At 47.8% G+C, this 25,531-nt stretch carries 32 protein-coding genes; 13 read left to right on the forward strand and 19 right to left on the reverse strand.

Annotated elements, in window-relative coordinates; genetic code table 11:
- Window positions 1-16: 16 nt before the first annotated feature.
- On the forward strand, window positions 17-1,198 hold the full coding sequence (locus EXG77_RS08160; RefSeq protein WP_035397418.1) for an MFS transporter: 1,182 nt from the start codon (window positions 17-19) through the stop codon (window positions 1,196-1,198).
- A gap of 39 nt (window positions 1,199-1,237) precedes the next feature.
- Here the strand turns inward: EXG77_RS08160 and EXG77_RS08165 are convergent, their stop codons facing one another.
- The 4 genes from EXG77_RS08165 to EXG77_RS16260 all read right to left on the reverse strand — a co-directional run bounded on the left by EXG77_RS08165 (window position 1,238) and on the right by EXG77_RS16260 (window position 4,074).
- Window positions 1,238-1,843 (reverse strand): HAD-IA family hydrolase, encoded by a 606-nt coding sequence (locus tag EXG77_RS08165; protein ID WP_035397421.1) that lies wholly within the window; start codon window positions 1,841-1,843, stop codon window positions 1,238-1,240.
- On the reverse strand, window positions 1,815-2,726 hold the full coding sequence (locus tag EXG77_RS08170) for a PhzF family phenazine biosynthesis protein (protein ID WP_052017126.1): 912 nt from the start codon (window positions 2,724-2,726) through the stop codon (window positions 1,815-1,817). The genes EXG77_RS08165 and EXG77_RS08170 overlap by 29 nt, the downstream gene beginning before the upstream one ends.
- Complete coding sequence (locus EXG77_RS08175; protein WP_035397422.1) at window positions 2,723-3,775, reverse strand: FAD-dependent oxidoreductase; 1,053 nt, start codon at window positions 3,773-3,775, stop codon at window positions 2,723-2,725. Before EXG77_RS08175 ends, EXG77_RS08170 begins: the two co-directional genes overlap by 4 nt.
- An 80-nt stretch (window positions 3,776-3,855) precedes the next feature.
- Window positions 3,856-4,074 (reverse strand): hypothetical protein, encoded by a 219-nt coding sequence (locus EXG77_RS16260; protein WP_143404455.1) that lies wholly within the window; start codon window positions 4,072-4,074, stop codon window positions 3,856-3,858.
- A gap of 171 nt (window positions 4,075-4,245) precedes the next feature.
- On the opposite strand from EXG77_RS16260, the gene EXG77_RS08180 reads away from it, so the two are divergent.
- The 3 genes from EXG77_RS08180 (at window position 4,246) to EXG77_RS08190 (ending at window position 5,676) form a co-directional block, all read left to right on the forward strand.
- Window positions 4,246-4,527, forward strand: coding sequence for a hypothetical protein (locus EXG77_RS08180; RefSeq protein WP_052017127.1), 282 nt, complete (start codon window positions 4,246-4,248; stop codon window positions 4,525-4,527).
- A 481-nt stretch (window positions 4,528-5,008) separates the two neighbouring features.
- Window positions 5,009-5,215 (forward strand): helix-turn-helix transcriptional regulator, encoded by a 207-nt coding sequence (locus EXG77_RS08185; RefSeq protein WP_023468270.1) that lies wholly within the window; start codon window positions 5,009-5,011, stop codon window positions 5,213-5,215.
- Window positions 5,215-5,676 (forward strand): hypothetical protein, encoded by a 462-nt coding sequence (locus EXG77_RS08190; RefSeq protein WP_035397424.1) that lies wholly within the window; start codon window positions 5,215-5,217, stop codon window positions 5,674-5,676. Before EXG77_RS08185 ends, EXG77_RS08190 begins: the two co-directional genes overlap by 1 nt.
- On the opposite strand, the gene EXG77_RS08195 is transcribed toward EXG77_RS08190, so the two are convergent.
- The gene (locus EXG77_RS08195; protein ID WP_035397426.1) at window positions 5,673-6,089 is read right to left on the reverse strand and encodes a GNAT family N-acetyltransferase; all 417 of its coding nucleotides are present in this window, start codon (window positions 6,087-6,089) and stop codon (window positions 5,673-5,675) included. The genes EXG77_RS08190 and EXG77_RS08195 overlap by 4 nt on opposite strands.
- Window positions 6,090-6,168: 79 nt before the next feature.
- On the opposite strand from EXG77_RS08195, the gene EXG77_RS08200 reads away from it, so the two are divergent.
- The gene (locus EXG77_RS08200; protein ID WP_052017128.1) at window positions 6,169-6,699 is read left to right on the forward strand and encodes a GNAT family N-acetyltransferase; all 531 of its coding nucleotides are present in this window, start codon (window positions 6,169-6,171) and stop codon (window positions 6,697-6,699) included.
- Window positions 6,696-7,481: an endonuclease/exonuclease/phosphatase family protein gene (locus tag EXG77_RS08205; RefSeq protein ID WP_035397429.1), complete on the forward strand. Its 786-nt coding sequence runs from the start codon at window positions 6,696-6,698 to the stop codon at window positions 7,479-7,481. The genes EXG77_RS08200 and EXG77_RS08205 overlap by 4 nt, the downstream gene beginning before the upstream one ends.
- 40 nt (window positions 7,482-7,521) lie before the next feature.
- Here the strand turns inward: EXG77_RS08205 and EXG77_RS08210 are convergent, their stop codons facing one another.
- The 3 genes from EXG77_RS08210 to EXG77_RS08220 all read right to left on the reverse strand — a co-directional run bounded on the left by EXG77_RS08210 (window position 7,522) and on the right by EXG77_RS08220 (window position 9,255).
- Window positions 7,522-8,007 (reverse strand): YusW family protein, encoded by a 486-nt coding sequence (locus tag EXG77_RS08210; RefSeq protein ID WP_035397431.1) that lies wholly within the window; start codon window positions 8,005-8,007, stop codon window positions 7,522-7,524.
- Window positions 8,004-8,621, reverse strand: coding sequence for a flavodoxin family protein (locus tag EXG77_RS08215; RefSeq protein ID WP_035397434.1), 618 nt, complete (start codon window positions 8,619-8,621; stop codon window positions 8,004-8,006). The genes EXG77_RS08210 and EXG77_RS08215 overlap by 4 nt, the downstream gene beginning before the upstream one ends.
- 154 nt (window positions 8,622-8,775) lie before the next feature.
- A complete protein-coding gene (locus EXG77_RS08220; RefSeq protein WP_035397437.1) occupies window positions 8,776-9,255 on the reverse strand; it encodes a GNAT family N-acetyltransferase in 480 nt (159 codons plus the stop codon).
- Window positions 9,256-9,377: 122 nt separating this feature from the next.
- On the opposite strand from EXG77_RS08220, the gene EXG77_RS08225 reads away from it, so the two are divergent.
- Together EXG77_RS08225 and EXG77_RS08230 are read left to right on the forward strand one after the other, a co-directional pair.
- A complete protein-coding gene (locus EXG77_RS08225) occupies window positions 9,378-9,824 on the forward strand; it encodes a MarR family winged helix-turn-helix transcriptional regulator (protein WP_035397441.1) in 447 nt (148 codons plus the stop codon).
- 36 nt (window positions 9,825-9,860) lie between these two features.
- Window positions 9,861-11,129 carry an NAD(P)-binding domain-containing protein gene (locus EXG77_RS08230; protein WP_035397443.1) on the forward strand — a complete coding sequence of 423 codons (1,269 nt, stop codon included), beginning with the start codon at window positions 9,861-9,863 and terminating at the stop codon, window positions 11,127-11,129.
- A 20-nt stretch (window positions 11,130-11,149) separates the two neighbouring features.
- Here EXG77_RS08230 and EXG77_RS08235 read toward each other — a convergent pair whose 3' ends face one another.
- Entirely contained in the window at window positions 11,150-11,590 is a 441-nt protein-coding gene (locus tag EXG77_RS08235; protein WP_035397446.1) for a VOC family protein, read from the reverse strand.
- Window positions 11,591-11,741: 151 nt separating this feature from the next.
- Here EXG77_RS08235 and EXG77_RS08240 point away from each other — a divergent pair, with 151 nt between their 5' ends.
- Window positions 11,742-12,488, forward strand: a complete 747-nt coding sequence (locus EXG77_RS08240; protein ID WP_023468260.1) for a bacteriorhodopsin — start codon at window positions 11,742-11,744, stop codon at window positions 12,486-12,488.
- A gap of 32 nt (window positions 12,489-12,520) precedes the next feature.
- Here the strand turns inward: EXG77_RS08240 and EXG77_RS08245 are convergent, their stop codons facing one another.
- On the reverse strand, window positions 12,521-12,943 hold the full coding sequence (locus EXG77_RS08245; protein ID WP_035397448.1) for a hypothetical protein: 423 nt from the start codon (window positions 12,941-12,943) through the stop codon (window positions 12,521-12,523).
- 81 nt (window positions 12,944-13,024) lie between these two features.
- On the opposite strand from EXG77_RS08245, the gene EXG77_RS08250 reads away from it, so the two are divergent.
- Window positions 13,025-13,534: a DNA topology modulation protein gene (locus tag EXG77_RS08250; RefSeq protein ID WP_035397451.1), complete on the forward strand. Its 510-nt coding sequence runs from the start codon at window positions 13,025-13,027 to the stop codon at window positions 13,532-13,534.
- Here EXG77_RS08250 and EXG77_RS08255 read toward each other — a convergent pair.
- Together EXG77_RS08255 and EXG77_RS08260 are read right to left on the reverse strand one after the other, a co-directional pair.
- On the reverse strand, window positions 13,500-14,069 hold the full coding sequence (locus tag EXG77_RS08255) for a GNAT family N-acetyltransferase (protein WP_035397453.1): 570 nt from the start codon (window positions 14,067-14,069) through the stop codon (window positions 13,500-13,502). The two genes, EXG77_RS08250 and EXG77_RS08255, sit on opposite strands and share 35 nt — an antisense overlap.
- A 125-nt stretch (window positions 14,070-14,194) precedes the next feature.
- On the reverse strand, window positions 14,195-15,901 hold the full coding sequence (locus tag EXG77_RS08260) for a methyl-accepting chemotaxis protein (RefSeq protein WP_035397455.1): 1,707 nt from the start codon (window positions 15,899-15,901) through the stop codon (window positions 14,195-14,197).
- A 160-nt stretch (window positions 15,902-16,061) separates the two neighbouring features.
- Here EXG77_RS08260 and EXG77_RS08265 point away from each other — a divergent pair, with 160 nt between their 5' ends.
- Entirely contained in the window at window positions 16,062-17,114 is a 1,053-nt protein-coding gene (locus EXG77_RS08265) for a C45 family peptidase (protein ID WP_023468255.1), read from the forward strand.
- A 44-nt stretch (window positions 17,115-17,158) separates the two neighbouring features.
- On the opposite strand, the gene EXG77_RS08270 is transcribed toward EXG77_RS08265, so the two are convergent.
- The 3 genes from EXG77_RS08270 to EXG77_RS08280 form a co-directional block, all read right to left on the reverse strand.
- Complete coding sequence (locus tag EXG77_RS08270; RefSeq protein WP_035397458.1) at window positions 17,159-17,908, reverse strand: VLRF1 family aeRF1-type release factor; 750 nt, start codon at window positions 17,906-17,908, stop codon at window positions 17,159-17,161.
- A gap of 15 nt (window positions 17,909-17,923) precedes the next feature.
- Window positions 17,924-19,039 (reverse strand): hypothetical protein, encoded by a 1,116-nt coding sequence (locus EXG77_RS08275; protein ID WP_203229910.1) that lies wholly within the window; start codon window positions 19,037-19,039, stop codon window positions 17,924-17,926.
- Window positions 19,040-19,163: 124 nt separating this feature from the next.
- The gene (locus EXG77_RS08280) at window positions 19,164-20,291 is read right to left on the reverse strand and encodes a M20/M25/M40 family metallo-hydrolase (protein ID WP_035397460.1); all 1,128 of its coding nucleotides are present in this window, start codon (window positions 20,289-20,291) and stop codon (window positions 19,164-19,166) included.
- A gap of 384 nt (window positions 20,292-20,675) precedes the next feature.
- Here EXG77_RS08280 and EXG77_RS08285 point away from each other — a divergent pair, with 384 nt between their 5' ends.
- Window positions 20,676-21,827, forward strand: a complete 1,152-nt coding sequence (locus tag EXG77_RS08285) for an AI-2E family transporter (protein WP_238987931.1) — start codon at window positions 20,676-20,678, stop codon at window positions 21,825-21,827.
- On the opposite strand, the gene EXG77_RS08290 is transcribed toward EXG77_RS08285, so the two are convergent.
- Window positions 21,777-22,343, reverse strand: a complete 567-nt coding sequence (locus EXG77_RS08290; RefSeq protein ID WP_052017129.1) for a DedA family protein — start codon at window positions 22,341-22,343, stop codon at window positions 21,777-21,779. The genes EXG77_RS08285 and EXG77_RS08290 overlap by 51 nt on opposite strands.
- Window positions 22,344-22,395: 52 nt before the next feature.
- Between EXG77_RS08290 and cls the strand changes: the two genes are divergently transcribed.
- The gene (gene cls, locus EXG77_RS08295; protein WP_035397464.1) at window positions 22,396-23,835 is read left to right on the forward strand and encodes a cardiolipin synthase; all 1,440 of its coding nucleotides are present in this window, start codon (window positions 22,396-22,398) and stop codon (window positions 23,833-23,835) included.
- Window positions 23,836-23,869: 34 nt separating this feature from the next.
- On the opposite strand, the gene EXG77_RS08300 is transcribed toward cls, so the two are convergent.
- From EXG77_RS08300 to EXG77_RS08310, 3 genes are read right to left on the reverse strand one after another with little or no spacing between them, the layout of a single operon-like run.
- Window positions 23,870-24,343, reverse strand: coding sequence for a GNAT family N-acetyltransferase (locus EXG77_RS08300; protein ID WP_035397466.1), 474 nt, complete (start codon window positions 24,341-24,343; stop codon window positions 23,870-23,872).
- Entirely contained in the window at window positions 24,325-24,903 is a 579-nt protein-coding gene (locus tag EXG77_RS08305) for a GNAT family N-acetyltransferase (protein ID WP_035397468.1), read from the reverse strand. Before EXG77_RS08305 ends, EXG77_RS08300 begins: the two co-directional genes overlap by 19 nt.
- A gap of 34 nt (window positions 24,904-24,937) precedes the next feature.
- Window positions 24,938-25,426: a GNAT family N-acetyltransferase gene (locus tag EXG77_RS08310; RefSeq protein ID WP_035397470.1), complete on the reverse strand. Its 489-nt coding sequence runs from the start codon at window positions 25,424-25,426 to the stop codon at window positions 24,938-24,940.
- Between the last annotated feature and the right edge of the window lie 105 nt (window positions 25,427-25,531).

A 25,531-nucleotide genomic window follows, 5' to 3' on the forward strand; every position in this document is an offset into this window, starting at 1 on the left:
TCTATTGAGGTGAACTATGCAAAACAATACATTGATTTTAAGTACACTCCTGCTCAACTTATTCATCGCCTTTTTAGGTATCGGACTCGTCATTCCCGTCACACCGACGATCATGAACGAGTTGAACATCTCCGGGGCGACAGTCGGTTACATGGTTTCCGCCTTCGCCTTTGCGCAACTAATTCTTTCACCACTCGCGGGACGTGCCGTTGACAAGTACGGACGTAAACCGATGATCATCATCGGTTTATTCATCTTCAGCATGTCCGAGCTCTTATTCGGTCTCGGTCAAAGCGTCGAAGTCCTGTTCGCGTCACGGATTCTCGGTGGTGTCAGCGCGGCTTTCATCATGCCAGCCGTCACGGCATTCATCGCTGATATCACGACGAACGAAACTCGTCCGAAAGCGCTCGGATATATGTCTGCTGCCATCTCGACCGGTTTCATCATCGGACCAGGGATTGGTGGGTTCCTCGCTGACCTCGGCTCGCGGACACCGTTCTTCTTTGCTGCTGCGTTCGGTTTAACAGCGATGGTGTTATCCGTCTTTACGCTTAAGGAACCGGAACGTCATTACGAGACAACGACTGTCAAACAACAGACCGGTTTCCGGAAAATCTTCAGTCCGCTCTATTTCATCGCTTTTCTTGTCCTATTGATCTCATCGTTCGGTCTCGCCTCGTTTGAGTCGTTGTTCGCCTTGTTCGTCGACCGGAAGTTCGGCTTCACGGCGAAGGACATTGCGCTTGCGATTTCTCTCGGTGCGATCGTCGGCGTCATCGTCCAAGTTGGACTGTTCGATCGTTTGACGCGCTGGTTCGGTGAGATTCGCTTGATCCGATACAGCTTGATCGGTTCGACACTGCTCGTCGTCTTGATGACGTTCGTGACGAACTATCTCTCGATCATTCTCGTGACGATGGTCGTCTTCGTCGGTTTCGACTTGATGCGACCTGCTGTCACGACCTATCTTTCGAAGATTGCCGGAAATGAACAGGGATTCGTCGGCGGAATGAACTCGATGTTTACGAGCATCGGCAACATTCTCGGACCGATCGTTGGTGGACTACTCTTTGACGTCAATTTGAACTATCCGTTCTATTTCGCGACAGTCATGCTCGCAGTCGGCATTTTACTGACGTATTTCTGGCGTGCACCACGCGCTGAAGCAACCGAAGCAGATCGATTGTCTTCTTAAAAAAAAGCCCCGTTTCCATCACTGGAAGCGGGGCTGTCGTTATGTCAGTAACAATTCCTTTAATCGACCGGGCGACGTTACGGTATACGTCGCAACGGTCTCATTTGGTCGGTTGCTTATCAAACACGTCTTGATACCGGCATGATGTCCGGCTAAGACATCGAGTTCCCGGTCTCCAATCATGATCGTCTCGTCTCGTGCCATCTGATGCCGATTGACTAAATACGTGACAGCTTCCGGATCCGGTTTTCGGGCGAATCCATCCGGTGCCGTCAACACATCTTGAAAATGATGCGTCAACCCATGTTTTGCAAGCAACGCATGAATCGATGTTCCGCGATGGGTGACGATATGATGCGTCGCACCTCTCGTCGATAACGCCTCTAGCAGTTCACGAATTCCGAGAAACGGTTCAGACTGTTCTTGTTCAATCATCATCTTTTGTTGCTTGTAGTTCAGAATGAATGCTTCAGACACATCAAACGTATCATACGTCGTTTTTGCTGAAATCGCCATCAGCTCTGCTACTTGCTCGCGTTCGACCGTTCGCCCCTCACGCTCGAGTAATTCCACGAACACATCGACTAACACCGGATACGTATCAAACAAGGTGCCGTCAAAATCCCAAATGAAATGTTTCAACATCTGCCTCTTCCTCTCCCACTCTCTTGACGCCGACAAAGACGGCTTGCCCGTCCATCTCGACTTTCCATTTGCTATGATCAAGACCTTCGCCAGAAATACGGATTCCGACCTGCCCGGGACGACCCATCTCGTGTCCTTGTTCGACGATGATCGCTGTTTCCGTTTCAAGTGGCTGGATGAATTTTCGATAATAGACACCCATCACACCACTCGCCGTTCCCGTAACCGGATCTTCGACGCTACCTGCCCCCGTTGCTGAGAAGTGACGTCCATGCATCGTCGCTTGTCGGTCATATGTATCGAGACAAATCGGATGAATCGAGGCTTGTGGGAGATCGGTCAACACGGTGGTAAAGCGTTGGTTATCCGGCACCATCCGGTGAAAGTCCTCAAGTCGACGAATCGGGAGGAGCAGTGTCCAGTTCCCAGTACTGCCGTATACGATTGGCCATCGGTCATCGAGATGTGTCAATTCGAGACCAATCGCGGCTAGAACGTGCTTTATGTCACCGTCAAACTGATGTAATTGTGGTTGTCCCTGTTGCAAGCGAAACATTCCGTTCGCTAAACGCATCACGGGCAAGATGCCTGACTTTGTCTCGATCTGACATGCCGTAGATAAACGGATCTTTGAATCAAGTGCCGTCAATGCGGCAATCGTACCATGTCCGCATAAGTCCATTTCCCGTTCCGGTGCAAAGTAGCGCATGCGGTAGTCCGCTTGCTCGGATGACAAGACGAACGTCGTCTCGGTAAAGCCATTCGTACGCGCGATTCGTTGCATTTCCGACTCAGTCAATTGATCGGCGTCTAAGACGACCCCAGCTGGATTACCGCTTCCTGGCGTCGTTGTAAACACATCATAATGTAGCGTCTTGATCATTTTTTTACTCCTCTCTTTTCTAAATAGCGTTCAACGGATCGTAATGAGTCTTCTAAGTGTCCACCATGACTCGGATCGGTCTCTGTCCCAATCAATGAAATCGCTGCATGCTCCACTCCGAGATTGATAGCATGATATGCCGGGAAATCCACGAGTGGGGCTGCATCGGCTCGTGATGCTGTCCAACTATCTGTCGACCAGTCTTTATATGCCCAACCAATCGGCTGACGCGCTTGTTCACCGAACAGACGAACCAGCTGCGCGAGTACCGTTTCCTTGATTTCCGCCTCGGTCAATAATCGTCGTTCACGTGCCGGTGTCCGGAAAAAACCGAACAACGCTCCCGGTCCATCTTGTGGGGAAGCGTCATGAATCTCTTGCACCATCCCAGTCCAGCTAATTGCCTGACCGGACCAGCCCGAATCACGCCAAAACGGTTTCTCGTAAAAAATCAGACATTTCGCTTGCTGCGCCATCCAAGTCGGTAATGCTTCAAGTTCACCCAGAACTGCTTCAGGTAAAGATGGTACAAATGATAGTGTTGCCGCTAGACGCGGTGGTAGTGCGAGAACGATCTCATCGAACGGTTGAATCTTCCTTCCTGAACTGACGATAATCCGATTCATGACATCAATCTGGCTGATGGGAGACTTGAGTCGAATCGTTCCCGGTGTGAGTCGTGCAGCAAGTGCCGTAGCAACGGAGCGGATTCCGTCACGAAGGCGAAGCGCCGTCGGTTGATTCGCAACCACATGCGACTCGATTCCGTCAGCCCGTTCGAGTCGAAGCGCACCCGTCGTGTATTGTTCCAGTTTCGGTAAATCGAATCGATGGATCAAATCAACCATCAGTGGTTCACTGTCCGGCCAAAACCAAGTCGGTCCAAGATCAAACGCATATGCTTGTCCGGCTAGGTCGAAATCGACCGTCTCAATTCTCCCACCGATTCGGTCGCGTGCTTCATAGATCGTCACGTCGTGTCCAAGCTCCTGCATACGCGTCGCGAGATATAAACCACTGATTCCTGCTCCAATGATGGCAACGTTCATTTTACTTCATCCTCTCGATTTGAGATGCTTGTTTTAGTATACCGGAACACGCGAAAAAACAAGGACGTGACGTCCTTGCCTTAGGATGATTGCATTTGCTGCCAGTCGTCTTCTTCACCAATTGATTGAACCCATTCGATCGGAACATACAAGGATCGGGCAATCGCTTCGTCCGTCTTCCCCAGTTTTCGCAACAGATGGACGATCCGAATCCTTCGTTCGAGCTCCCGGTTATCCGGTATCAGTTCAGGCATCATCTTCTCTTCTCCTTTCCACTGAATCGGCGATGGCGTTTTCAACAGAATACCCCATAACTATCTGAATATTCCGATTGATGTGCAGAAGCGAGGATTTTTGATAAAGTTCAGGGATAGATAACAGAAAGGAATTCATCGCTTTTTGTAGAAACATATTGAATAGGTGCAACAATAGGATTTCTTGCGTCAACCAAACAGAATAGGAGTATGCATATGATTAAACATAACGCACTATTTCGTCTGTCGATCGGCTTGTTGCTAACTGGTGTCTTTGGCGGTATCCTTTTAGATGCCATCGGCTTCTTTCCACACGCGACAGCTTACTTATTGAGCATCCCGATTGCTTCGAATAGCACGGAGTTTTGGCTAGGATGGATTTTATCCGATATGACGATCACTGGGCTGGTCACGTTTTTCTTATCCTTACGTCATCATCAGGGATTGACGACGTTCGCCTGTCTCATGGCTGTCATTTTGACACCTTACGCATTTTAATGTTCACGTGGGCTTCAGATGACTGATCCTAAAAAATGACGCGTCTTTTCACGCCCTTTCCTCAGGCGAGACACAAGTCAGTTTTCCCGCTCCGTTCGAGCAGGAAAACGGGTCTTGTTTGTCTCTGACAGCGCAAAATCGCGCTTTTTCCTGTAGGAGTGGCGTGTAATGCGTCATTTTTTTATATCCGGAAGAAGGATCAGAGAAGCGTTTTGTTCACTCGACATCGCTTCCTAGGGAAAAACAAGCAGGAGCGACCCTGCAGCGAAGCGAAGCGGCTCGATGCTTTTCCCAGGAAAACGATTCGAGATGAACAAAAAAAAGCGCAATCCTTTTTGTTAAAAGAAAAATTACGCTTTGTCTTCAGTCTGAGGAGTTGACTTTTGAGTCAGCTCCATTTTTTACATATATGACGTAAAGTCTACTTTACAAAATGTAAACCCAACTTTACAATGTAAACAACTGGAAAGGAGGTCGTCAGATGAAACTGACGAACCATGTCCGCCTCTATCGTCAACAGCACAAGTGGACACAAGAGCAGTTCGCTGAACGAATCGGTGTGACACGACAAACTGTCATCTCACTTGAAAAAGGAAGCTATACGCCGTCGCTCTTACTCGCGATGCAGATTGCCCGCGTCTTTGATTGCCCGATCGAGGAACTATTTCAATTAGAGGAGGAATCCTGATGAAACGTGTCGTCACTCAATCTTTACTTAATTGTTGTCTCTACTTTTTAGCTGCTTATCTCATTAGTGCCATTCATGCGAACCTACAACTATTTCAAGATGATCCGGTATCCGGTACGGGATTGTCGCTGGAATTGAATCTAATGAGTGTCCTTCCAGTGCTAGTGATTGCGATTGTCCTTTCGATCGTCAGCTATTTCTTACGAGAAGACCGTACAAGTTCGTTTGCGACAGCAGAATTTTCCGACTCCGATGAACGTGAGGCACAAATCACCGGTAAAGCGACCCGCGCAGCGTACGTCGCTTTTATGATCAGCCTTCCTGTCCTGATGATTGCTTTCTTGTTTGAACAGCCGTTACTACAACTGTTTCCAGCGTTTCCGTTCTATGCGATCGCTCTTGTCTTATCGATCGGAACACTTACGTACATGTCGGCTTGGATCGTGCACGTCCGGCGTTAAAGTCGCTTGACGAAGAAGTATTGAGTTTGTCCAATCGATGGATGATCGGTCAGTCGTCCATACTCTTCATAACCATGCTTGCGGTAAAAGTCTGGTGCTTGAAAATCAAACGTGTCCAAAAGAATTTTCGTACACCTTGCTTCCTTCGCATATCCTTCGATTGCTTGCAGCAGGCGGGTTCCGATACCTGCCTGTCGTGCTGTATCGCTCACCCAAATGAACTGGACATGAATGTGTTGCCAACCGTAAGACGCGGTAATTCCTCCGATGCATTCGCCCTTCTCGTTATATGCTGTAAAACAAAGTTCTTCCGATTGTTCATATAAGGCTTTAGGAACATGTTGCCGATTGTAGGCAATCAATTGCTCGCGGATGAATGTCCTATCTTCCTTCGTTCCAGTTTGAATTTTCATTTCTTCTCTCCTTAAATTTACAAATGATACCATCCCTGCCATAATGATAGCATATTCCATCTAGAACGGAGGATTACATATGCAGACGATGCACCACTCGTTCGATACACAACGGTACCAGATTCGACCGGCTCGACTCAGTGACGCTGAAGCCCTCGCCGAACTCCGCCAAACACTCGATGCGGAAACGGAATACTTCGACCGAATGCCTGGTGAGGACGTGATGACCGCGACGGATTTCGCAAATCAGTTACGCGATTCCTCGGTTCCGGATCGTATCCTCGTCGTCGAGCGCGATGGACGACTCATCGCCTACGCCCGATGTCGTGGTTTTCATTTAAAACGTTTCGCGCACAAGGCATCATTTGGACTCGGTGTACTTCAATCCGACTGGGGGCAAGGAATCGGTACCCAACTGCTGGAACGAATGATTGCTTGGGCAAAAGCGCAATCCCTGCAAAAAATTCAGCTCGAAGTCGTCGAGACGAACCTCGGCGCCATTCGCCTCTATCAGCGACATGGATTTCAAGAAGAAGGACGACTACGCCACGATCGGTTACTATCGGACGGTTGCTTTTACGATACGGTGTTGATGGGCTTACAGCTATGAGTCTTTCATTGTCGATTGCGACATATAACATCTGGCATCACCCGCACAAACGACAAAAACGGTTCGAGGCGTTATGCGCGGAGATCAAGCAACACCAACCGGACATTCTCCTTCTGCAAGAAGTCATGTCGACGTTTCATCCGGATGAACCATTCGTCTCGATCGCTGAGCACCTCGCAGAGGCGACCGGTTATCCGTATATGATGATGGATCCTTACATGGATTCACCAGATGAAGGACTTGCCATTCTGACGAAATTGCCGTTTGAACGAACCGATTCGAGTGCCGCTGCGACAGCAAACATCAACCATCACTGTGCGATTCGGATTCCGTTTTCGATTGAAGGTTTTCGATTTGCCGTGACGAACATTCATTTCAACTGGCGTGCTTCAGACATTCGACTCGATCAACTTCGATTCGTCAACGAATGGATTGCCTCACAAACAGATGACGCGACGGTCGAGTTCCTTGGTGGTGACTTTAATGATTGTCCAAATTCTTCTCTGCATCAAGCTGCGCTTAAGGAATGGGTCGATCTCGCCGGTAGTTTTGCCGCTCGTACAGGACAGATTGCCGCCGCGACGCTTGATTCTGTGATGAATCCGTACGCAAGGAAGAATGACGGCATCACAAGCCCCGTTCGATATGATTGGTTACTCTGTCAGCGTTCGCTTTCACAGGTGACCTTACAGCACGTCCAGCTAATCGGAAATCATCGACTGCCGCATCACCTTGTACCGAGCGATCATTACGGTGTCCTCGCTCATGTGACGCTACACTAAGACAACAGGTCTACACCCCTTACGGGTGCAGACCTGTTGTTTATTTTTTATATTCTTTTTCGGTTCCGTCTGAGAATTCGATTTCAACCTCTAAGCGAGAAGCATCTTGAATCGCAAACACACGTTCAACCTCACTGATGACCTCATTTTCAGATGTATCCGCATCAATCTTTAAGTTCTTGAACTTCGCGTCGAGTTCCGCCATCGCGTCGTCTCCTTGCTTTTGCTCCCCTTTATAGCGATATTCCGCTTCCGTTCCGTCATTATCCCGGTCATAACTAATATCAATGGCATCGTTATCCCCATCAACGTCCGCTTCAATCGACAGACTGTTGAAGCCATAATCGGTGTCGGCATTTTTCGTTACCGTATCCTTGTCCTGCATCGTATCGTCAGTCGTGTTCGAATTCGTTGATCCTTCTTCAACCTTGTCCGTAGACGCTTCGTCGTTTCCGCAACCCGCAAGCATTAAACTCATCGCGAACAATGTGGCGACACCGTACCCTGTTAAACGTTGTTTTTTCATTCCATCACATTCCCTTCTGCTGGAATCGGATGCTCCTTTAACATCTTCGCAAAATGGTATAGGTTGGCAGCTAAAAACTGTGCGTGTCGCTTCGTAAAATCGTTGTCCCGTCCTGCTTCGATGTACGATGGTCCTGGTCCCGCTTCACCGACCCAGTAAGCATCGACGTTCGGCGGAATCGTAAAGCCAATATGCGACAGACCGTACAAGATGGAGGCAGACGCATGTTTAGCTCCATCTTCATTCCCCGTGACGATGACGCCACCGACCTTGTTGTAGTAAATTGCTTGTCCAAGATTGTTCGTCAAGCCGCTCCCTCCGTATAATCGTTCAATGACTTGCGTCGCAACACTACTTTTTTCACCTAGCCAGAGCGGTGTCCCGATGACGACGATGTCGGCTCGTTTCACCTTTTCAAAAATCACGGGCCATTCATCCCCGTTGCCTTCGTCTTCCGTGACGCCGAACGCCACTTGGTGATCGGCGATCCGGACAATTTCTGAAGTGACGTCCTCCTGTTTCCAATATGTGATCACGTCACGGATCAGCGCCTCCGTATTCGATGGTTCACGTGATGCTTTTAAGGTGCAGTTCAAGAATAAGGCATGCAACATCCGTCCATCCTCCTCTGTCATTTTAGGTAGTATCATTCGTCTTTAATACTTCCCTTCTTCCATCGACGGATAAACTAAAAAACCTTCGCTTCAGCGAAGGCAGATCATGGTAGAAGAATTGAATTGAAAAATCAAACGCCGAAACATCACTTCATCACCTGAGGTCATTTCGTCGCTCAAATAACAACGTGTCTCGCCAGACACCATGATGCTGTGCGATGGCACGTCGTCGACCAACTAGCTCGAACCCAAGTCGCTCATGCAGCCGTCTGCTTGCGATGTTTTCTGGGAACATGTGTGATTGAAGCGTCCAGATCCCATTGGCGTCCGCATAGGTGATCAATGTCTCCATTAAGAATCGTCCACCGCCGAGTCCTCGAGCGGAACGCTCTAGATATATACTGATTTCTCGAACGCCACGATAGACATGACGTTCAGAAATACGTCCCAGTTTAGCCCAGCCAATCACTTTTCCACCTTGCGCTAGAACGAATCGTTCAGATTGCGTCAGCGTTCTCCACCACTCTTGCTCATGAATCATCGTCTCGAACGTCGCGTTCCCTTCTTCTACTCCTTGACGATAGATGGCTAACACAGTGCTACGATCTTTCTCTTCCATCGAACGAACAAGCATCCAATTTCCCCCTTTCCTTATTTACAATTGAATATGAGAAAATCATATATTTATTATTTGCAATTTGCAAGTTTATATCGTATAACTGATTCATAAGCAAAATAGAGAAGGGAGAGCTATACATGAATGAAACGCGTGAATTATTTCAAACGTTCACTCGGCGCTTTGGATTATTGAATAAGAATTGTTGTGCCGTCCTAGATGAAGAGATATCTCTCGTTCAAAGTCATCTGCTGTATCAGGTTGCCAAACATCCTGACTCCGCAATGCAAGAAATTGCGGACCAACTCGCTCTTGATATCACTACGTTCAGCAGACAAGTACAAACATTGATTAAGCGGGACCTACTCGTAAAGCGTCCCGCGATCAACGATCGGCGAATTCACCTACTTCGCCTGTCCGAGAAAGGATTACATGTTGCTCAAGCCATTGATGAAGAGATGAAAACGTATCTTGATTCTATCTTCTCGTCAATGACTTCCTTCGAAAAAGCACATGTCCTCCAGGCAATCGACTTGCTGAATACGAAGATGGGCGAGAGTGACGTCTGCTGTAAACCATGTCTCTAATACTTGCAACTTACAAATAAAAAGGAGGTTTTATTCATGTCATACGCTTCTTCCCACCCCATCGTCATCATCGGTGCCGGTCCGATCGGTCTTGCGGCTGCAGCTCAACTTGTAGTGGAAGGTCAATCGTTTTTACTATTTGAGAAAGGTCCTTCGGTTGCCCACCATATCAAACAATGGGAACACGTTCGGATGTTTTCGACGTGGCAATACAATATTAGTGACGCAGCACGTCACTTGCTCGAGCTGACGGACTGGATTGCACCAGCAAACGATACTGTGCCGACCGGAACTGAATTGATTAAGCAATACCTTGCCCCACTTGCTGCATTACCGGAAATTGCTCCCTCTCTATATTTCCAACATGAGATTCTCTCGATCTCACGGGCAGGTCTAGACAAAATGACGAATACCTCACGTGATTTAACACCGTTCGAATTAGTCATAGACACGCCGAACGGACGTAAACATATGCTCGCTCGCGCGGTCATCGATGCGTCTGGCGTCCTCGGGCGACCAAATCCTGCAATCAGTTCTGGTCATCGAGTCGAAATCGAGCAGAACTTACCTGTCCGGTATTCGATCGTAGATGCGAAACGTGATACTGTTGTTTTCGCGAATCAATCCGTCGCTGTCATCGGTAGCGGGCACTCGGCTTTGAACTCGCTCCTTGAACTCGTTTCTATTAAAGCGCACCACCCTGAAACGGAGATTCATTGGATCCTTCGCAAATCGGACCCGGTTCAAGCCTACGGCGGAGAAGAAAAGGATGCACTGGAAGGTCGCGGAGCACTCGGTTCGCGTCTCCGTCAGCTCGTTGAACGAGATCAGATTAGGGTTCACTCCAGCTTCAAGACCCAATCCATTGAATCGGAAGGAAAGTCGTTTGACATCACTGCTCAAGATGGTCGGTCCCTTCATCAGATCGATCAGCTGATCGTCAATGCAGGAAGTCGACCCGACTTTTCGTTCCTCGAGGAAGTACGGCTTGATATCGACCCTGTCACCGAGAGTAGTCGAATACTTGCTCCTCTGATTGATCCGAACCTTCATAGCTGCGGAACTGTCCGTCCACATGGAGAAGCGGAGTTACGTCATCCAGATCTCGGACTTTATCTGGTCGGTGCAAAAAGTTACGGTCGTGCTCCGACCTTCCTGCTTGCGACCGGTTATGAACAAGTTCGATCAATCGTTGCTTTTCTTGTCGGAGACGAGGCACGTGCGAAGCAGGTCAAGTTATCATTACCAGAGACGGGTGTGTGCAACGTTTCCCTGCCACAATCATCGACTTCCTGTTGTTCTTAACAATATACATCGGACCAGTCTTAGACAGGTCCGATTTTTTCTGCCAACTCAATGATCACGCCTTCTGGTCCTCTTACGTAACATAGGCGATATTCATTTTCGTAATTCGCGACGTCGCCAATCGACTGATATCCATTGTCCGCTAAACGTTCGACGAGCGCGGCGAGTGCCGTTACTTCAAAACAGAGATGACGCAATCCACCTGCGTGGACGGATTGGATCACGGAAGGCGTGTCACGCGGGTGTTTAAATCGAACGAGTTCAAGCCAGATTGCTTCACCTGGTAATCCGAGTGCAACACACTCCGTCTCCGCTCCCTCTAAATTTAATAAACGATCGAGTAACTCTCCTTTCATCTCCCATCGTCCGCGTACTTCGAGGCCACAAAGCGAAAAAAAGTGAATCGCTTCTTCTAGGTTCACGACGTTCAGACTGATATGATCCATTCGTTTACTCGGCATCCGTCACTCCTCCTCAAGTGTGTCAAAATGTTGTCAAACCGTTGATAGACTGCACATCAAGAGCGTTTCGACGTGGTGTCTGAAGTTTGTATCGTCAGTAAAATAAAAGTATGAAAGGTCGTGTCCACTTACGAAAAGGAGTCGAAACAACATGGAAGACGTCAACCTTCTCGTTCTTGCGACCCAGTATATGTTCTGGGTCGGATTCGTCGGAATGGCCGCCGGTACGCTCTATTTTCTCGTCGAACGAAATTCCCTCGCCCCGGAATACCGCTCGACCGCAACAGTCGCTGCACTCGTCACGTTCGTCGCTGCGATTCATTATTATTTCATGAAGCAAGCTGTCGGGGAATCCGGTTTGTTGTCGGAGATCGATGGCTTTCCGACTGAAATCCGCTACATCGATTGGCTCGTCACGACACCTCTCTTGCTGATCAAGTTTCCGCTGTTACTCGGTTTAAAAGGTGGAAAAGGACGTTCCCTTCTAACGAAACTCGTCATCGCCGACATCATCATGATCATCGGTGGGTATATCGGCGAGTCGTCGATCAATCTGGCGGGTGGCTTCACGCAACTCGGTCTTTGGGCATACGTCGTTGGTTGTGTCGCATGGTTTTATATCATTTATCTGCTGTTCACGAACGTCACGAAAGCCGCTGAAGATAAGCCTGCACCGATTCGTAAAGCCTTGCTGCAGATGCGCTTGTTCATCTTGATTGGATGGGCGATCTATCCGGTCGGTTACGCGGTCACCTTGTTTGCACCCGGTATCGAGGTGCAACTCGTCCGCGAATTGATCTATAACTTCGCTGACTTGATCAACAAGGTCGGATTCGGTCTGATTGCCTTCTTTGCCGTCAAAACGATGTCTGCTACGAAAAATTTAAAATCGACTTAATCAAAAGACCGGATGTTTTGAGCATCCGGTCTTTATTTGAATTCATGCTGTAAATCCTGTGGAAATCCTCCGTTTTTAAAGATAAAACTTGACAGCCTAATCCTTTTCCCATCCATATCTAGAAAATAAGTTACGTTAGGTTCATTTGCAAATTCGACTTCGATTGAAGCCGGATTCGCCGAAGACTCATACGAAAATTTTTGTGTTTTTGTAGTGTATACTTCATCAGGGAATTGACGTGCTAGTTCCATCTTAAGCAATTTCTCATTCTCAGCAATCTGTTGATTGACGAGCGTCGGTCGGATGTACCAAAAGGAACTGCACCCGATCGCCACCAAACCAAGTAAAATCAAGCCATAGCGCTTCCACCGTTTCGGAAGACAAATCACACCACATCCCAGTACGAGTAATAGAAAAGCAATCGTCATCCCTTCGATTATGAAATTCGGTACCATCTTATCCACTCCTTTCGTTCTATCCTCGACTAGAAAACCGTGGTATGATCAATTCCTATGACAAAAAATAGGAGGTCTATGATGCGAAAAATCATCCTGATCGGTTCCGGTGGATCCGGTAAATCGACGCTTGCTCGTGCGATGGGCAAAAAACTCGGTTATCCCGTCGATCATCTCGACACCTTATTATGGCGTCCGAACTGGGAGGCGGTTTCGCGTGAGGAGCAACGCCAGATTCAACACATGCTCACGTCGCGCGACACGTGGATCATCGACGGCAACTACGGTGGAACGCTTGATTTACGAATCAAAGCCGCAGATACGATCATCTTCCTTGATCTACCGCGGACGATCTGTCTGTACCGAGCACTGAAACGGACGTGGCGCTACCGCAAGACCGGTCGACCGGATATGGCAGCAGACTGTCCGGAGAAACTATCGTTTGATTTTTTGAAATGGATTTGGCGGTTCCCGATCGATAAACGACCGAGTATCCTCTCAACGCTTAAAGCGACGTCCGATAAACAAATCATTCATTTGACGTCCCGTCGTGCTGTCAAACAGTTTCTTCAATCTTTACCTGAGGCGTGATAACGTCCGTTCGTAACCGACCGTACATCCGTGCATCATGCGACATTTCGCCTTGATAGAGATAGCCGCGTAAGACGCCTTCAAACGTAAATCCGAGTTTTTCGAGTAAGCGATAGGATGCTTCGTTCTCAAGAAATGTCACCGCACCTAACCGATGAAGCGCCAATTCTTTGAACGAAAACCGGATGACTTCTTGAACAGCTTCCGATACATAGCCTCGTCGCCAAAAATCTGGATGTAATTCGAATCCAAGTTCGGCTTTTTTCGCATATGGACTCCAGTTATTGAGTCCGACCGTTCCAATGAACCGCCCTGTCGAACGGTCGATCATGCCCCATCGGATTCCCCGTTTCATAGAAAACGTTTGATCAAATGAATGGATGATCTGACTTGCTTCCTCAAGAGACGTGAGCGGATCAATGCCATAATATTGAGTCACGCGTGAATCAGATAAGATCGTATAGAAATCATTGACGTGACTTTCCGTAACGCGAATCAAATCCAGCCTATTTGTCGATAACGATTGAAAGTTCATATTTATGCCTCCTAAAATATAGTATTCAGATACATACGACGCGTCTCCATGAATCACCTTCTTTTCCCATTTATCCCTACATAAAAACGACCTCGATCATGTCTCCATCGAGGTCGTTTTTAATCTTATACGGTAAATCGTCCGGTAACGTGTTTCAAATCATCCGCCATCGTTGCGAGTGATTGGGACGCGGATGCAATCTCTTCCATCGACGCCATCTGTTCCTCGGTTGAAGCGGAGATGTTTTGCGTTCCGGCAGCAGTTCCTTCCGTCACTGCTTGAATCGTCCGCATGACAGATGCGATCTGTTCACTCGCCGCCGCCATTTCCTGAACGGCACCGGATACCTCCTCGACGTGCCCTGTCACGTCGGTGATGGCTGTCTCAATTTCTGAGAATGAGGCACCTGCCCGATCGACGACAGCGATTCCACTCGTCATCTCGGTTGAGACTTTTTCCATCGAGACAACCGATGCTTCCGTCTCTTGTTGGATGACACGAATCAACGACTCGATCTGTTTTGCCGAGACTGCCGACTGCTCAGCGAGCGTTTTGACTTCCGCTGCGACAACGGCGAATCCGCGTCCTTGTTCACCGGCGCGCGCTGCTTCGATTGCTGCGTTTAACGCGAGTAAGTTCGTCTGCGCCGCGACACCTTTGATCGAATCCGTAATTTGTCCGATTTCCTGCGATCGGTTACCGAGACCATCGATGACGTGGCTGAGACGCGAGACGTCTTCCTGAATCCGTCCCATCTGTGTCCCGAGTGTTCCGACGACCTGACCACCGAGCGAAACTTTTTCCATCGCCTCTGCCGTGCGTTCCGTCATCTGCTGCGCATTGCCAGCGACGTAACGGACCGACGTCGTTAACTCTTCGATCGTCCGTGAAGCATCAGACACTTGGTGCAGCTGCTGACTCGCACCACTTGCCATCTCTTCCATCGTCACGGCAACCATCTCGGTTGCTTTCGTCGTCGATTCTGCGTTGACGCTGAGTTCATCTGAAGCAACAGCGACACGCTCTGCTGTTCCCGTCAATTCTAAAACGACTTGTTGTTGTGACGCGATCATCTCATTAAAGGACGTCGTCAATTGACCGAGTTCGTCTTTAGAATCATAATCGCCACGAACCGTCAAATCACCGTTACCCGATTGGTCCATCCAGCCTTGTAATCGACGAATCGGACGGGTAATCAGACGCGTGATGTATAAAGCAAGTCCCACGAATAGGACGACACCTAACAAGATAATCCCGAGCATTAAGTAAAAGGCGGTCTGTTTTTCTGACTGATTTTGAGCGTTCAGATCCTTCGCCTGTCTCGTCATCGAAGCCATCAACGACTTCGCTGAACTGGCAACATTGTCCCGGACTTGCTCCAAACTATCCGAGTAGGCTTTATAAGCCTCTTCGTTCTCATTTCGCGTCGCGGCATCTTGGACGAGGCTCATCCCGTTATCATAGGCTAGGACGTTATCCTTTAAGTCTTCTAATTGTTTTTTTGACTGTGCGGTAAATAGTCCTGTATCTTCTACCTTATTGAGCGATGAACGGATTTGCGCTTGTCGCGTATCGATATCCGCCTGCAGTTCACCGATTCGAGTCTCGTCCTTCGTCAAAATCATCTCGACTAAAAAGGAATCGAGTGCCCGTGTATCGATTCGGATCTGTGCCACCTCTTGAATTGGTATCAGATTTTCTTGATACATCGTGCGTGAAGCATTCGACATCTGATTCAAGAAATAGAGTCCTGCTCCTGCGATTAAGAGCATTGAGATGATTGCTGTCGCAATCAATACTTGAATCTTCCGTCTGACTGACATGTGTTTCATTCCATCCCCTCCCGTTTTTTTATCGGTTCAGGATTAAAATAGTTGATTGATTTTTCAATATTCCTATATTTTGATGTGCTCAAGCAAAGCCCTGCCGTACGACTTTCTCTCTCGTGTTCGATATAATCAGCATACAGCAGGTGAAGAAAGGATGGATTCCATGCAACGTGTAGCCAATGAGATCACACAATTCCGCGGCAGTCATTATGAGTTCGGTCGCGAACAAGGGCGTTACGTCAAACGAAACCAGTTGCTCCATAACCGGGAGGACAACTGGAAGATCCGTGTTCCGCGCTTTCAAGTCGATCCGGTCGAGACGAAGGAGATGTTTCTCCGGTACGCCCCGCATATTTGGGACGAGTTACTTGGACTCCAGGACGAACTTGAACTGTCGCTTCCGGATACGTTACTCCATTTCGGGCATTACCGGGTCGAAGGACCGAAAAGTGGTTGTTCGATCATGACCGGTGATAATTTCCTCGTCCGTAACTATGATTACCATCCGATGACATATGATGGTCGATTTTCCGTCTTTCAACCGAATGATGGTGGCTCAGCAATCATCGGTCCCGCATCGCGGGTGACCGGTCGGATGGACGGGATGAATGAACATGGGCTTGCAATGGGCTATAACTTCATCAACCGTCGCCGTCCGGGCGATGGGTTCGTCAGTTTCATGATCGGGCGGATCATCCTCGAGATGTGCACGTCGGTCGACGACGCGATTTCACTCGTCAAGGAAATTCCGCATCGCGGATCGTTCACGTACGTCGTCCACGATAAATCGGCGCGTTCGTTCGTCATCGAGGCGACGGCACGCGACGTCCAAGTACGGGAATCGAACATGTGCACCAATCACTTCGATTTGCTGCAGCACGAAAACCGTTATCACCTCGATGACTCAAAACGTCGAATGATGGAGTTAAAGACGCATCAACACATGATTCAAGATGCGGAGTCCGCATTCCGACTACTCAACGATACTGATAAAGGCGTCTTCGCTGATTTATATGCGCAGTGGGCGGGAACGATCCATACGTCTGCCTACTTCCCGGAAGAATTGAAGGTCTGGTTCGCGCTCGGTGGTGATCAGGAACCGGTCACGTTCGACTTTGCCGACTGGCTCGCTGGCAATGACTTCACAGCAAGCGAGATTACAGGAGAACTGGAGACGAACATCCAGTTCGCGAATACATTACAGACGTGGCGTTAATACACGAACTCCCTTAGTGAACGATTCACTAAGGGAGTTTTTGTTCAAAATACATGTTGCAGTAACTGTTGATCACTCGCTTGCAATAAGTTTTTGTGAATGACTTGATCCGGTTTTGCCTTCAACGCTTGTTCCAAATAGCTCGCCTGGCTCCGCTCACCAATTAAAATCAGCCGTTCCCAGTCTTGTGTCCGTCGTAATGTATCGATTTCAGACGCTAGTTCACGATAGAAGCGTTCCGCTTGCTGATTGACACGTGCTTGGAAATCGTCTGACTGACTACTGCTCGATGCTCCTTGCCGTGCACTTCGTCCTTGATAACGGCGCCATTGTCCCGTATCCAAATCAAGTTCATAGTCCCGTCTTGATTCGACTTCACCGACCCGGACATCAAGAATCGATGCCGAGTCGAGATGCGTCAAGATAATACCCGTTCTCGGAAACTGATGATCGAGCACCTCTAATTGATTGACGTTCGCTTTTGGACCGTAGCTGACCTCATCGGTCACATCTACTTGTAACAGATGAATTTCCTTTAATTGACCATCGTCCGTAAAGAAAGCAACGACACTACGTAATAGTTGCGTCCGATGTTCTTGAATCGCTCGCTCAACAGCATCAAAACAACCTTCAATCGTTGATTGATCGTCGTGTTCAGACAGGATGCGTTTTCGCTCATTGCGTAAGATCGTTTGCCATTGATTCCGTTTGTCCGGTGCTGTGCTCAAATAGACCGATAAGACTGGCTTGCCCGAATAATTTTTCAGACGACTAATATCCTCTTGTAATCCCATTTTCCAAACCTCCATTCAATAGATGAACGACGCTAAAATACCGGTGATGAAGACGGATGTGATCGTCACCGTCGAAAAACCGGCAACGACCATCTTGGGTAAAATTTCGTTTTCAATGATTTGGACCTCATCTTCCGTCTCCCCGATATTTTTAGCAGCTTCTTGACTGAGAATCAATGTACCTGGAAAGCCATATAAAGACGTCAAACCAATCGCGATCGCCATCGAATAGGAATATCCGAGCAGTTTCCCGGCAAGCATCGCGAACAACACGATGCCTAGTACACCAAGAGAAAAGGCGATCAAAAGTGGTACGAGTAGTTCGACGAGGTCCGCAAATGAAGTCGTCGCAAGTGGACCGAAGATGATTAATAAAATCGCCAGCATCATCAAACCATAGGCATCGATCCCGTTCAAGACGTTTGGTTTTAGGACGCCCGTTGCCCGTAAGGCGATACCGAGCAATAAGGCAATGACGAACGTATTGAGCCAGCCATTCGTCAAACCGCTGAGAAACGTCGAGACGATTACGACGACTCCGACGACGAACAATGTACCTGCCGTCGTTCGAAACGGTTCTGGAAGAATCGTTTGCTTGTCAGACGTTTGTTCTGGATTAAGCTCCGTACGTTTCGTGATACTACCATCCCGAACACCGTCCCGAATCCGGAGCGCTTCTTTCCGAAGAATGATCGATGTCAGCGGAAAACCGATCAATCCTTGTAAGGCGGCAATCAAGACTGGAAAAACAGCTACAGAGATTAGTCCAGCATTTAATGCTTCCTCCTGCACGATGATGACGGAAATCGTTCCACCACTGATGGCAGCAATCGCACTTAAGACGTAATTGGTATCAAGCAGTAATCGTCCGATCGTAAACAATAGGACACTGATACCTAACACTGCTGATACCCCGATCAAGAACGTTTTCCACTGTCGCTTGAATTCATCAAGACTGATCAAAGTTCCGAGGTGGACGATGATCATACCGACGACCGTTTGACCAAGTGGCAGTAATGAGGACGTCGGTAACAAATCTTCTGGAAAAAGATTCGTCTTGAATCCAATCAAGAAAATAATGGAGGCAACGAATAAGGAAGATAATAAGGCCTTCGTTTTTTCGTTAAACATAATCGCTGACAGTCCAGATGAGCATAATGATCGTAAAGGCGATGATGGGTTGCATGCGGTTTCCTCCCTTTTAGACGACCAGGCGGCAGCTTATCCATGACCAAGAACACCTTAATTTGACGACTTAATTTGACGATGGGAAAGAAGGCATCTGTCGAACGAGTTCAAGTGCGAAGTTGACGGCTTGTTCGAATTCTTCGATTAGAATATATTCATTCACCGTATGAATTTCTTCATAACCGATCGATACGTTGACGACATCCTTCCCTTTTTCATTAAAAACGTTAGCATCGGTTCCTCCACCACTCCGCTCAAAACGAGCATGACGCCCGACTACCTCAAGACACGTTTTGGCATGGACCACTAGTGGATGCGTCTCTTCAAAATGATATCCGGTGATCAGGGGCGTCGCCTGAAAGTCCAGTTTTGCTCCATACTTCGTGACCTCTTCGTTTAATAACGTCTCCATCATCTTGACGTGTTCTAAACACTTGTGATGATCAAACGATCGAACTTCTGCGACGAATTCTAACCGTTCCATGACGACGTTCATCGCCGTTCCACCAGTTATCTGACCGATATTTGCTGTCGTTTCATGGTCAATCCGTCCTAGCTTCATCCGACTGATTGCCTGAGCAACAACTTCAATTGCCGATATCCCTTTTTCTGGTTCGAGACCGGCGTGAGCGGCGCGACCAGTCACGCTTACATCCAACCGATACATCGAGGGGCTCGTCGTGATGATCCCACCGACGGGACCTCCATTATCAAGGACATATCCATAGGTCGCTTCTAACATCGCCATGTCGACGGCCTTCGCCCCTAGCAAACCAACCTCTTCCCCTGCCGTCAGGATGAATTCGATCGGACCGTGCTGAATTCGTTGTTCTTGAATCCGTTTAATCAATTCGAGCATGATTGCGATCCCTGCCTTATCATCCGCAGCAAGTATCGTCGTCTGATCCGACTCGATCCGATCGTCTTTTTCTCGCGGACGAATGCCTTGACCGGGGGAAACGGTATCCATGTGTGAGGAGAAGAAGATCGGTTCAATTCCTTCAACACCCTTAAGACGGGCAACGAAGTTATTGGCACCTAGTCCTGTCTGCCCTTTTGTATCATCCTCTAAAATCGTCAAACCAAGTGCTTGAAAACGCTGAATTAAAGCATGCTGAAACTCCCCTTCTGCGTAAGATACAGAATCGATTTGAACCAACTCCATGAATTCTTGTAAGAGTCGCGACGTTGACATCTTGATTCCTCCTCCACCTAAGTGCTTGATGAAATGGATCATGAAATGATTTGAGCATGTTCGACAACTGTTTATTCGGTTTAGTCGAGTGAATGAATCAGTTGGGAGAATCAAAGAGAGATGATGAGAATAATCAGGAAGGCGAACTGTGCTTGTCAATGTGATGTTTTAGCAGTCTCATACGAAAAGGAATGAAGGTAGTGTGCGAAGTAGATCAATGAGGATTTTCACTTATAAGAACGATGCGATCAAGTTAACTTATGATTACCCATTCTGTTTAGAAAATAACAATTATATGTAATAAAGAATATATTGTTCAAAATATTCAAATTATTTTAGGCGTTTTCGGGAAAGGATACAACATGTCCATGATATTTAGAGAGGGTGATCGTTTTGTCTCGCTTGATTTCCAATCGTTCCTTTCGCATCGGATTGTTCATCTTGCTCGTGCTTGGCATCATCTACATGGCACGGCTCGTCGATTTTCTTTTCTACCCGCTGTTCGTACTCTTCACGACGATTTTCACACCTTTCATCATCGCTGGTATTTTATTCTATCTGTCGGTCGGCTTCGTCGATTCACTTGAACGCCGACTCCGCTCACGTAAACTAGCTATCGTCATCGTCTTGATCGGCTTATTCAGTCTTGTTCTTCTTTTCTTTTTGACGTTATTTCCTTTGATTACGAAACAATTGGTTGCTTTCGTCGCTGCCGTTCCTGGATTTGCTGAACGATTATATGCACAATCCTTATTGTTATATGCAAAATACGGCACCTCCATCCCATCCATTGAAGATAACTTCGCATCGTTCGAAAACTCGATGAAAAGTGCGACGACTTTTCTTGGTCATGTTTTTTCATCCATCGCAGGGTCCGTCGTATGGTTGATTCGATTCATTGCTTCAACCGTCTTTACATTGTTCATTGCCCTCTTTTTATATGTTTTCATGTTAGTAGACGGAAAAAAATTACCGAACGCCTTGGTCCAGTTCATTCCTGCCAGTTATCGAAAAGAAGCCCTATTCATAATAAAAGACATGAATGGAACGATCCGGTCATACGTCCGAGCTCAATTGATTGTCTGTACTTTCGTCGGGAGCCTCGCGACACTCGTCCTTTGGTGGCTCGATATTCCGTACTTCTTACCACTCGGACTATTCATCTTCGCGACGAACATCATCCCTTATCTCGGTCCTTTTCTTGGAGCAGCTCCCGCAGTCGTGATCGCCTTTCTCGATGAGCCGATCAAAGGACTGTACGCCATCATTGGCATTACGATCGTGCAACAGCTCGATGCTAACGTCATTTCCCCACTCGTTCAAGGAAAATCATTAAGAATTCATCCGATCACGATCACGGTCGTCTTACTCGTTGCTGGGCAACTAGCAGGCATCCTCGGAATGTTACTCGCGGTTCCGTTTTACGCCGTTGCTAAAGTCACCGTCCTTAATGTCATCAAACTTGCTAAGCTTCGACATACCGCATTACGATCGGACGAACCAGTTCCGGATCATATCCCGGAAAATCCAACATAAGATACCACACGCCACTATGATTCCGGGAACTAAGAGGACATGACTATGCGTCGCCCACCAAGTCGAGAATCGGTTCAACAACCCGTAAGCTCCTAAACGATGGATCAAAAACGTCCAACTCAACGCATAGACACCGGTTCCGGCTAACGTCACGAGTACGTACGGACGAAATGGATAGGCAAGCAAACCCGCCATGTAATGAATCGGACGCCGAATTCCGGGTAGGAAAAATGATATCGCGATCGCAAAAGCACCTTTCTCTTGTAAAATCGCTTCGGCTTTTGCGAGATGTTTTGTGGTCAATAGCTTTTGAATGATCGGAAGCTCACGGAACAACCGTGGAATACCGTAGAAGAGAATAAAACAAACGAAACATGCTGACCAGACCAACAAAAAAATGGCGAACGGCACTTGACCTTGCTGGAGCCAATTCGAAATTTGACGGATGACCAATAAATCATCCGAAATCGGAATGAAAATGATGCGTGAGATGAAGCGTACCCACTCCAAGACCATCGTTCCTTCCTCCTGTCAACGTCATTCTTTTGAAAACGAGGTGTTCGTATTGATGGACTATACCCTTATTCTATCGATTTTGTTCTACGCCATTTTCTTCGCCAACGTAGCCGCAGCCATCGCCATCCTATTCTTCGAGCGACGCGACATCAGCGCGACCTGGGCTTGGCTGATGATTCTTTTCTTCCTACCGATCATCGGGTTCTTGATTTACTTGGTACTCGGTCGCTCATTAAAACAGGACACCTTTTACCATGTGCCTGAAGAACACCTCCGAGTACGTGAACAACAATTCGTTGCACAAGACAAAACCGAAATCGCATACAACACCCCTCTTTTTCCTTATCAAAAACTGATTCAAGCCAATCGGGCGTCAGGTGCCCTCTTAACAGAAGCGACAGATGTCCGGACACTATTCGATGGTCATCAGAAATTCGATACCTTACTGTCAGATATTCAAAAGGCACAACTCGAAATCAACATCCAATATTTCATCCTGAAACGCGATCCGCTCGGCGATCGACTTCTTACTGCCTTGTTCGAACAAGCCAAGCGCGGTGTCAAAGTTCGGATTCTGTATGATGCCGTCGGATCTTGGAAATTAAAAGCGAAGGACTTTGATGCGTTCAAAAACGATGGTGGTGAGGTTCGATCGTTCTTTTCATCACCGCTTGGTATCTTGAATCTACGAATCAATAACCGCAATCATCGGAAATTATGTACGATCGACCGACGCATCGGCTACATTGGAGGATTTAACGTCGGTTCCGAGTATCTCGGGGAAGATGAACAATTCGGCTATTGGCGAGATACACACCTGCGCGTCCTCGGCCCTGTCGTCGAAGAGCTCGAATATCATTTTGAACAAGATTGGGATGCGGCAAGCAAAGAGCGAACGGATTGGTCGACGACACCGATTCCAGTCCATGACCGAACGAACGACACCGTGCCGGTTCAAATCGTTACATCCGGACCGACATCTGAATCGGAATACTTAAAGAACATGCTGATTCAAATGATCCTTACGGCAGAGAAATCCATCTATATCCAGTCGCCTTACTTCATCCCCGATACAAGTTTCATGGATGCCTGCAAAATCGCTCTTGCCTCAGGCGTGACACTAAAAATCATGATCCCGAATCAACCGGATCATCCATTTGTTTACTGGGCAACCTATGCCTCTGTCGGTGAATTGATTCAACATGGTGCTGACGTGTATACGTATGACCTCGGTTTCATGCATGCGAAGACGATCGTCGTCGATGGGAAGATCGCCTCGGTCGGAACGACGAACATCGACGCGCGAAGTTTTCGATTGAATTTTGAAATGAATGCGATTCTATATCATCAAGCCGTAGCAGAAGAATTGGAATTACTCTTTTTGTCTGACGTCGCAGATAGCGAAAAGCTGACAATTGAAAAATATGCTGCTCGCTCGCGGATGATTCGTTTCAAGGAGAGTATTTCTAGGCTCTTGTCACCCATTCTATGACAAAACCCGCCCTATCTTCAGGCGGGTTTTCTAATTATTCATCCAATAAGGACTTCGACATATGATAATCCGTTTTCTCGTACCCAAGCGATTCATACACATGAATCGCCCGTTCGTTATGCGCAAAGACGTGTAAGGAAATCTTCTTGACGTTCATCCGCTTCAACATCACTTCCAGTAAGCGGAGCGCTTCCTTGCCGTATCCTTGGTTTTGCTTTTCAGACGTAATCTTGACGTCGAAGATGAAAGCGCAACGTCCGCGTGATTCTTCTGTCACATGGACCCAAACCATCCCGATGTCGCTATCTGTCTCATCACGAAACGTAAACAAATAATGATCCTTCGTTTTCAGACCTTCTGGCAACAATGTTGCGAACTCTTCAGTCGCCTTCTCAAGTGACTCGTTCTCTGACCACGTACCAGCGCGACACTTATCTCCCGCATATTCCTCGATTGCTACCGGTAGATACGACTCATAAGTCGCTTGATTCATTGGCTCGATACGCATGCTGCCACCTCCTTTGTTTTTAACCAGTCCTGCTTTAACATCGCATAGACGACAATGTCATGATAGGTCCCGTATAATTTTTCAGCGTCCCGTAAGACGCCTTCTTCCGTGAAGCCGAGTCGTTCCGGGATTCGTCGGCTCCGATTATTTCCGGTCGCACACTCGATGACGACTCGGTTTAAGCCGAGCGTCTCGAAACAATAGTTCGTGACGAACCGGACGACGTCCGTCATGACGCCTTTTCGAAGTCCCTTTTCTCCTAAATAATAGCCGAGCGACGTTTGCCCGAGGTGTCGATTAATCTCATGCAAACCGATCGTTCCGACGAGCTCGTCCTCAAGATAAATGCCACATGTAAAGCCGTTGCCATCGGCGAACTGTTGCAGCCATGCTGGAATGATGATCTCCTGATATGTAATGGCATCTGTTGTACCATCGACCCAACCGAGCCATTCGCGAAGATGTGTGCGATTGGCATCGACGAGGGCGAATAATCCTTCCGCATGGTGCCGTTCGATTAATTGAAGCGATACGTGATTGGATACTTGTAATCTGAACATGACCTCTCTCCTTTCTAGTACCTGTTGTTTGACATCACGTTGTCGTTTCCCTGCTTGACGTCACGTTCCATTCCATTCGTCTCGAGCGGACAGCCATTCCAAGTGCCTCGTAAAAGGCGATCGCTTCTTGATTGGCGTCATCGACGCCGAGTTCGATTTTGTCACAGCCAATCGTTTCCGCATGTGCGTAAGCGGCTTGCATCAATCGTTTCCCGACGCCTTGTTTTTGATGCGTATCCGCAACGACGAGACTGATGACGCGTAAGTAATGCTTATCGAAGACGAAGCCGCTTCCTTCGACGATGTCTTCCTTTAGGACGATCACACCGGCAAGCCCGTCTTGTTCCGCAACGAGTAATGCAAAATCCGGATTCTCGAGTTGCGACAGAAATAAGTCTTCCGGAACCGGCATCTCGTGCGGACGGTAATGATCGGGTCGTAAGGCGACGTGTTGATCGTGAATTTGCTGGAACAATGGAATCAATTCCTGAAAATCGTCAGGTCGAGCAGTGCGGATATTCATCAGTAGTTCGCTCCCTTTCCGTTTTGTAGTATATTAACATATTATTCCAAAGTGTAGAGGTACTTTTTTATACAAAAAGGCACTCCGTTACCGGAATGCCGTCTC

Source organism: Exiguobacterium sp. OS-77, from assembly GCF_000414195.2.
Taxonomy (GTDB): domain Bacteria; phylum Bacillota; class Bacilli; order Exiguobacteriales; family Exiguobacteriaceae; genus Exiguobacterium_A; species Exiguobacterium_A indicum.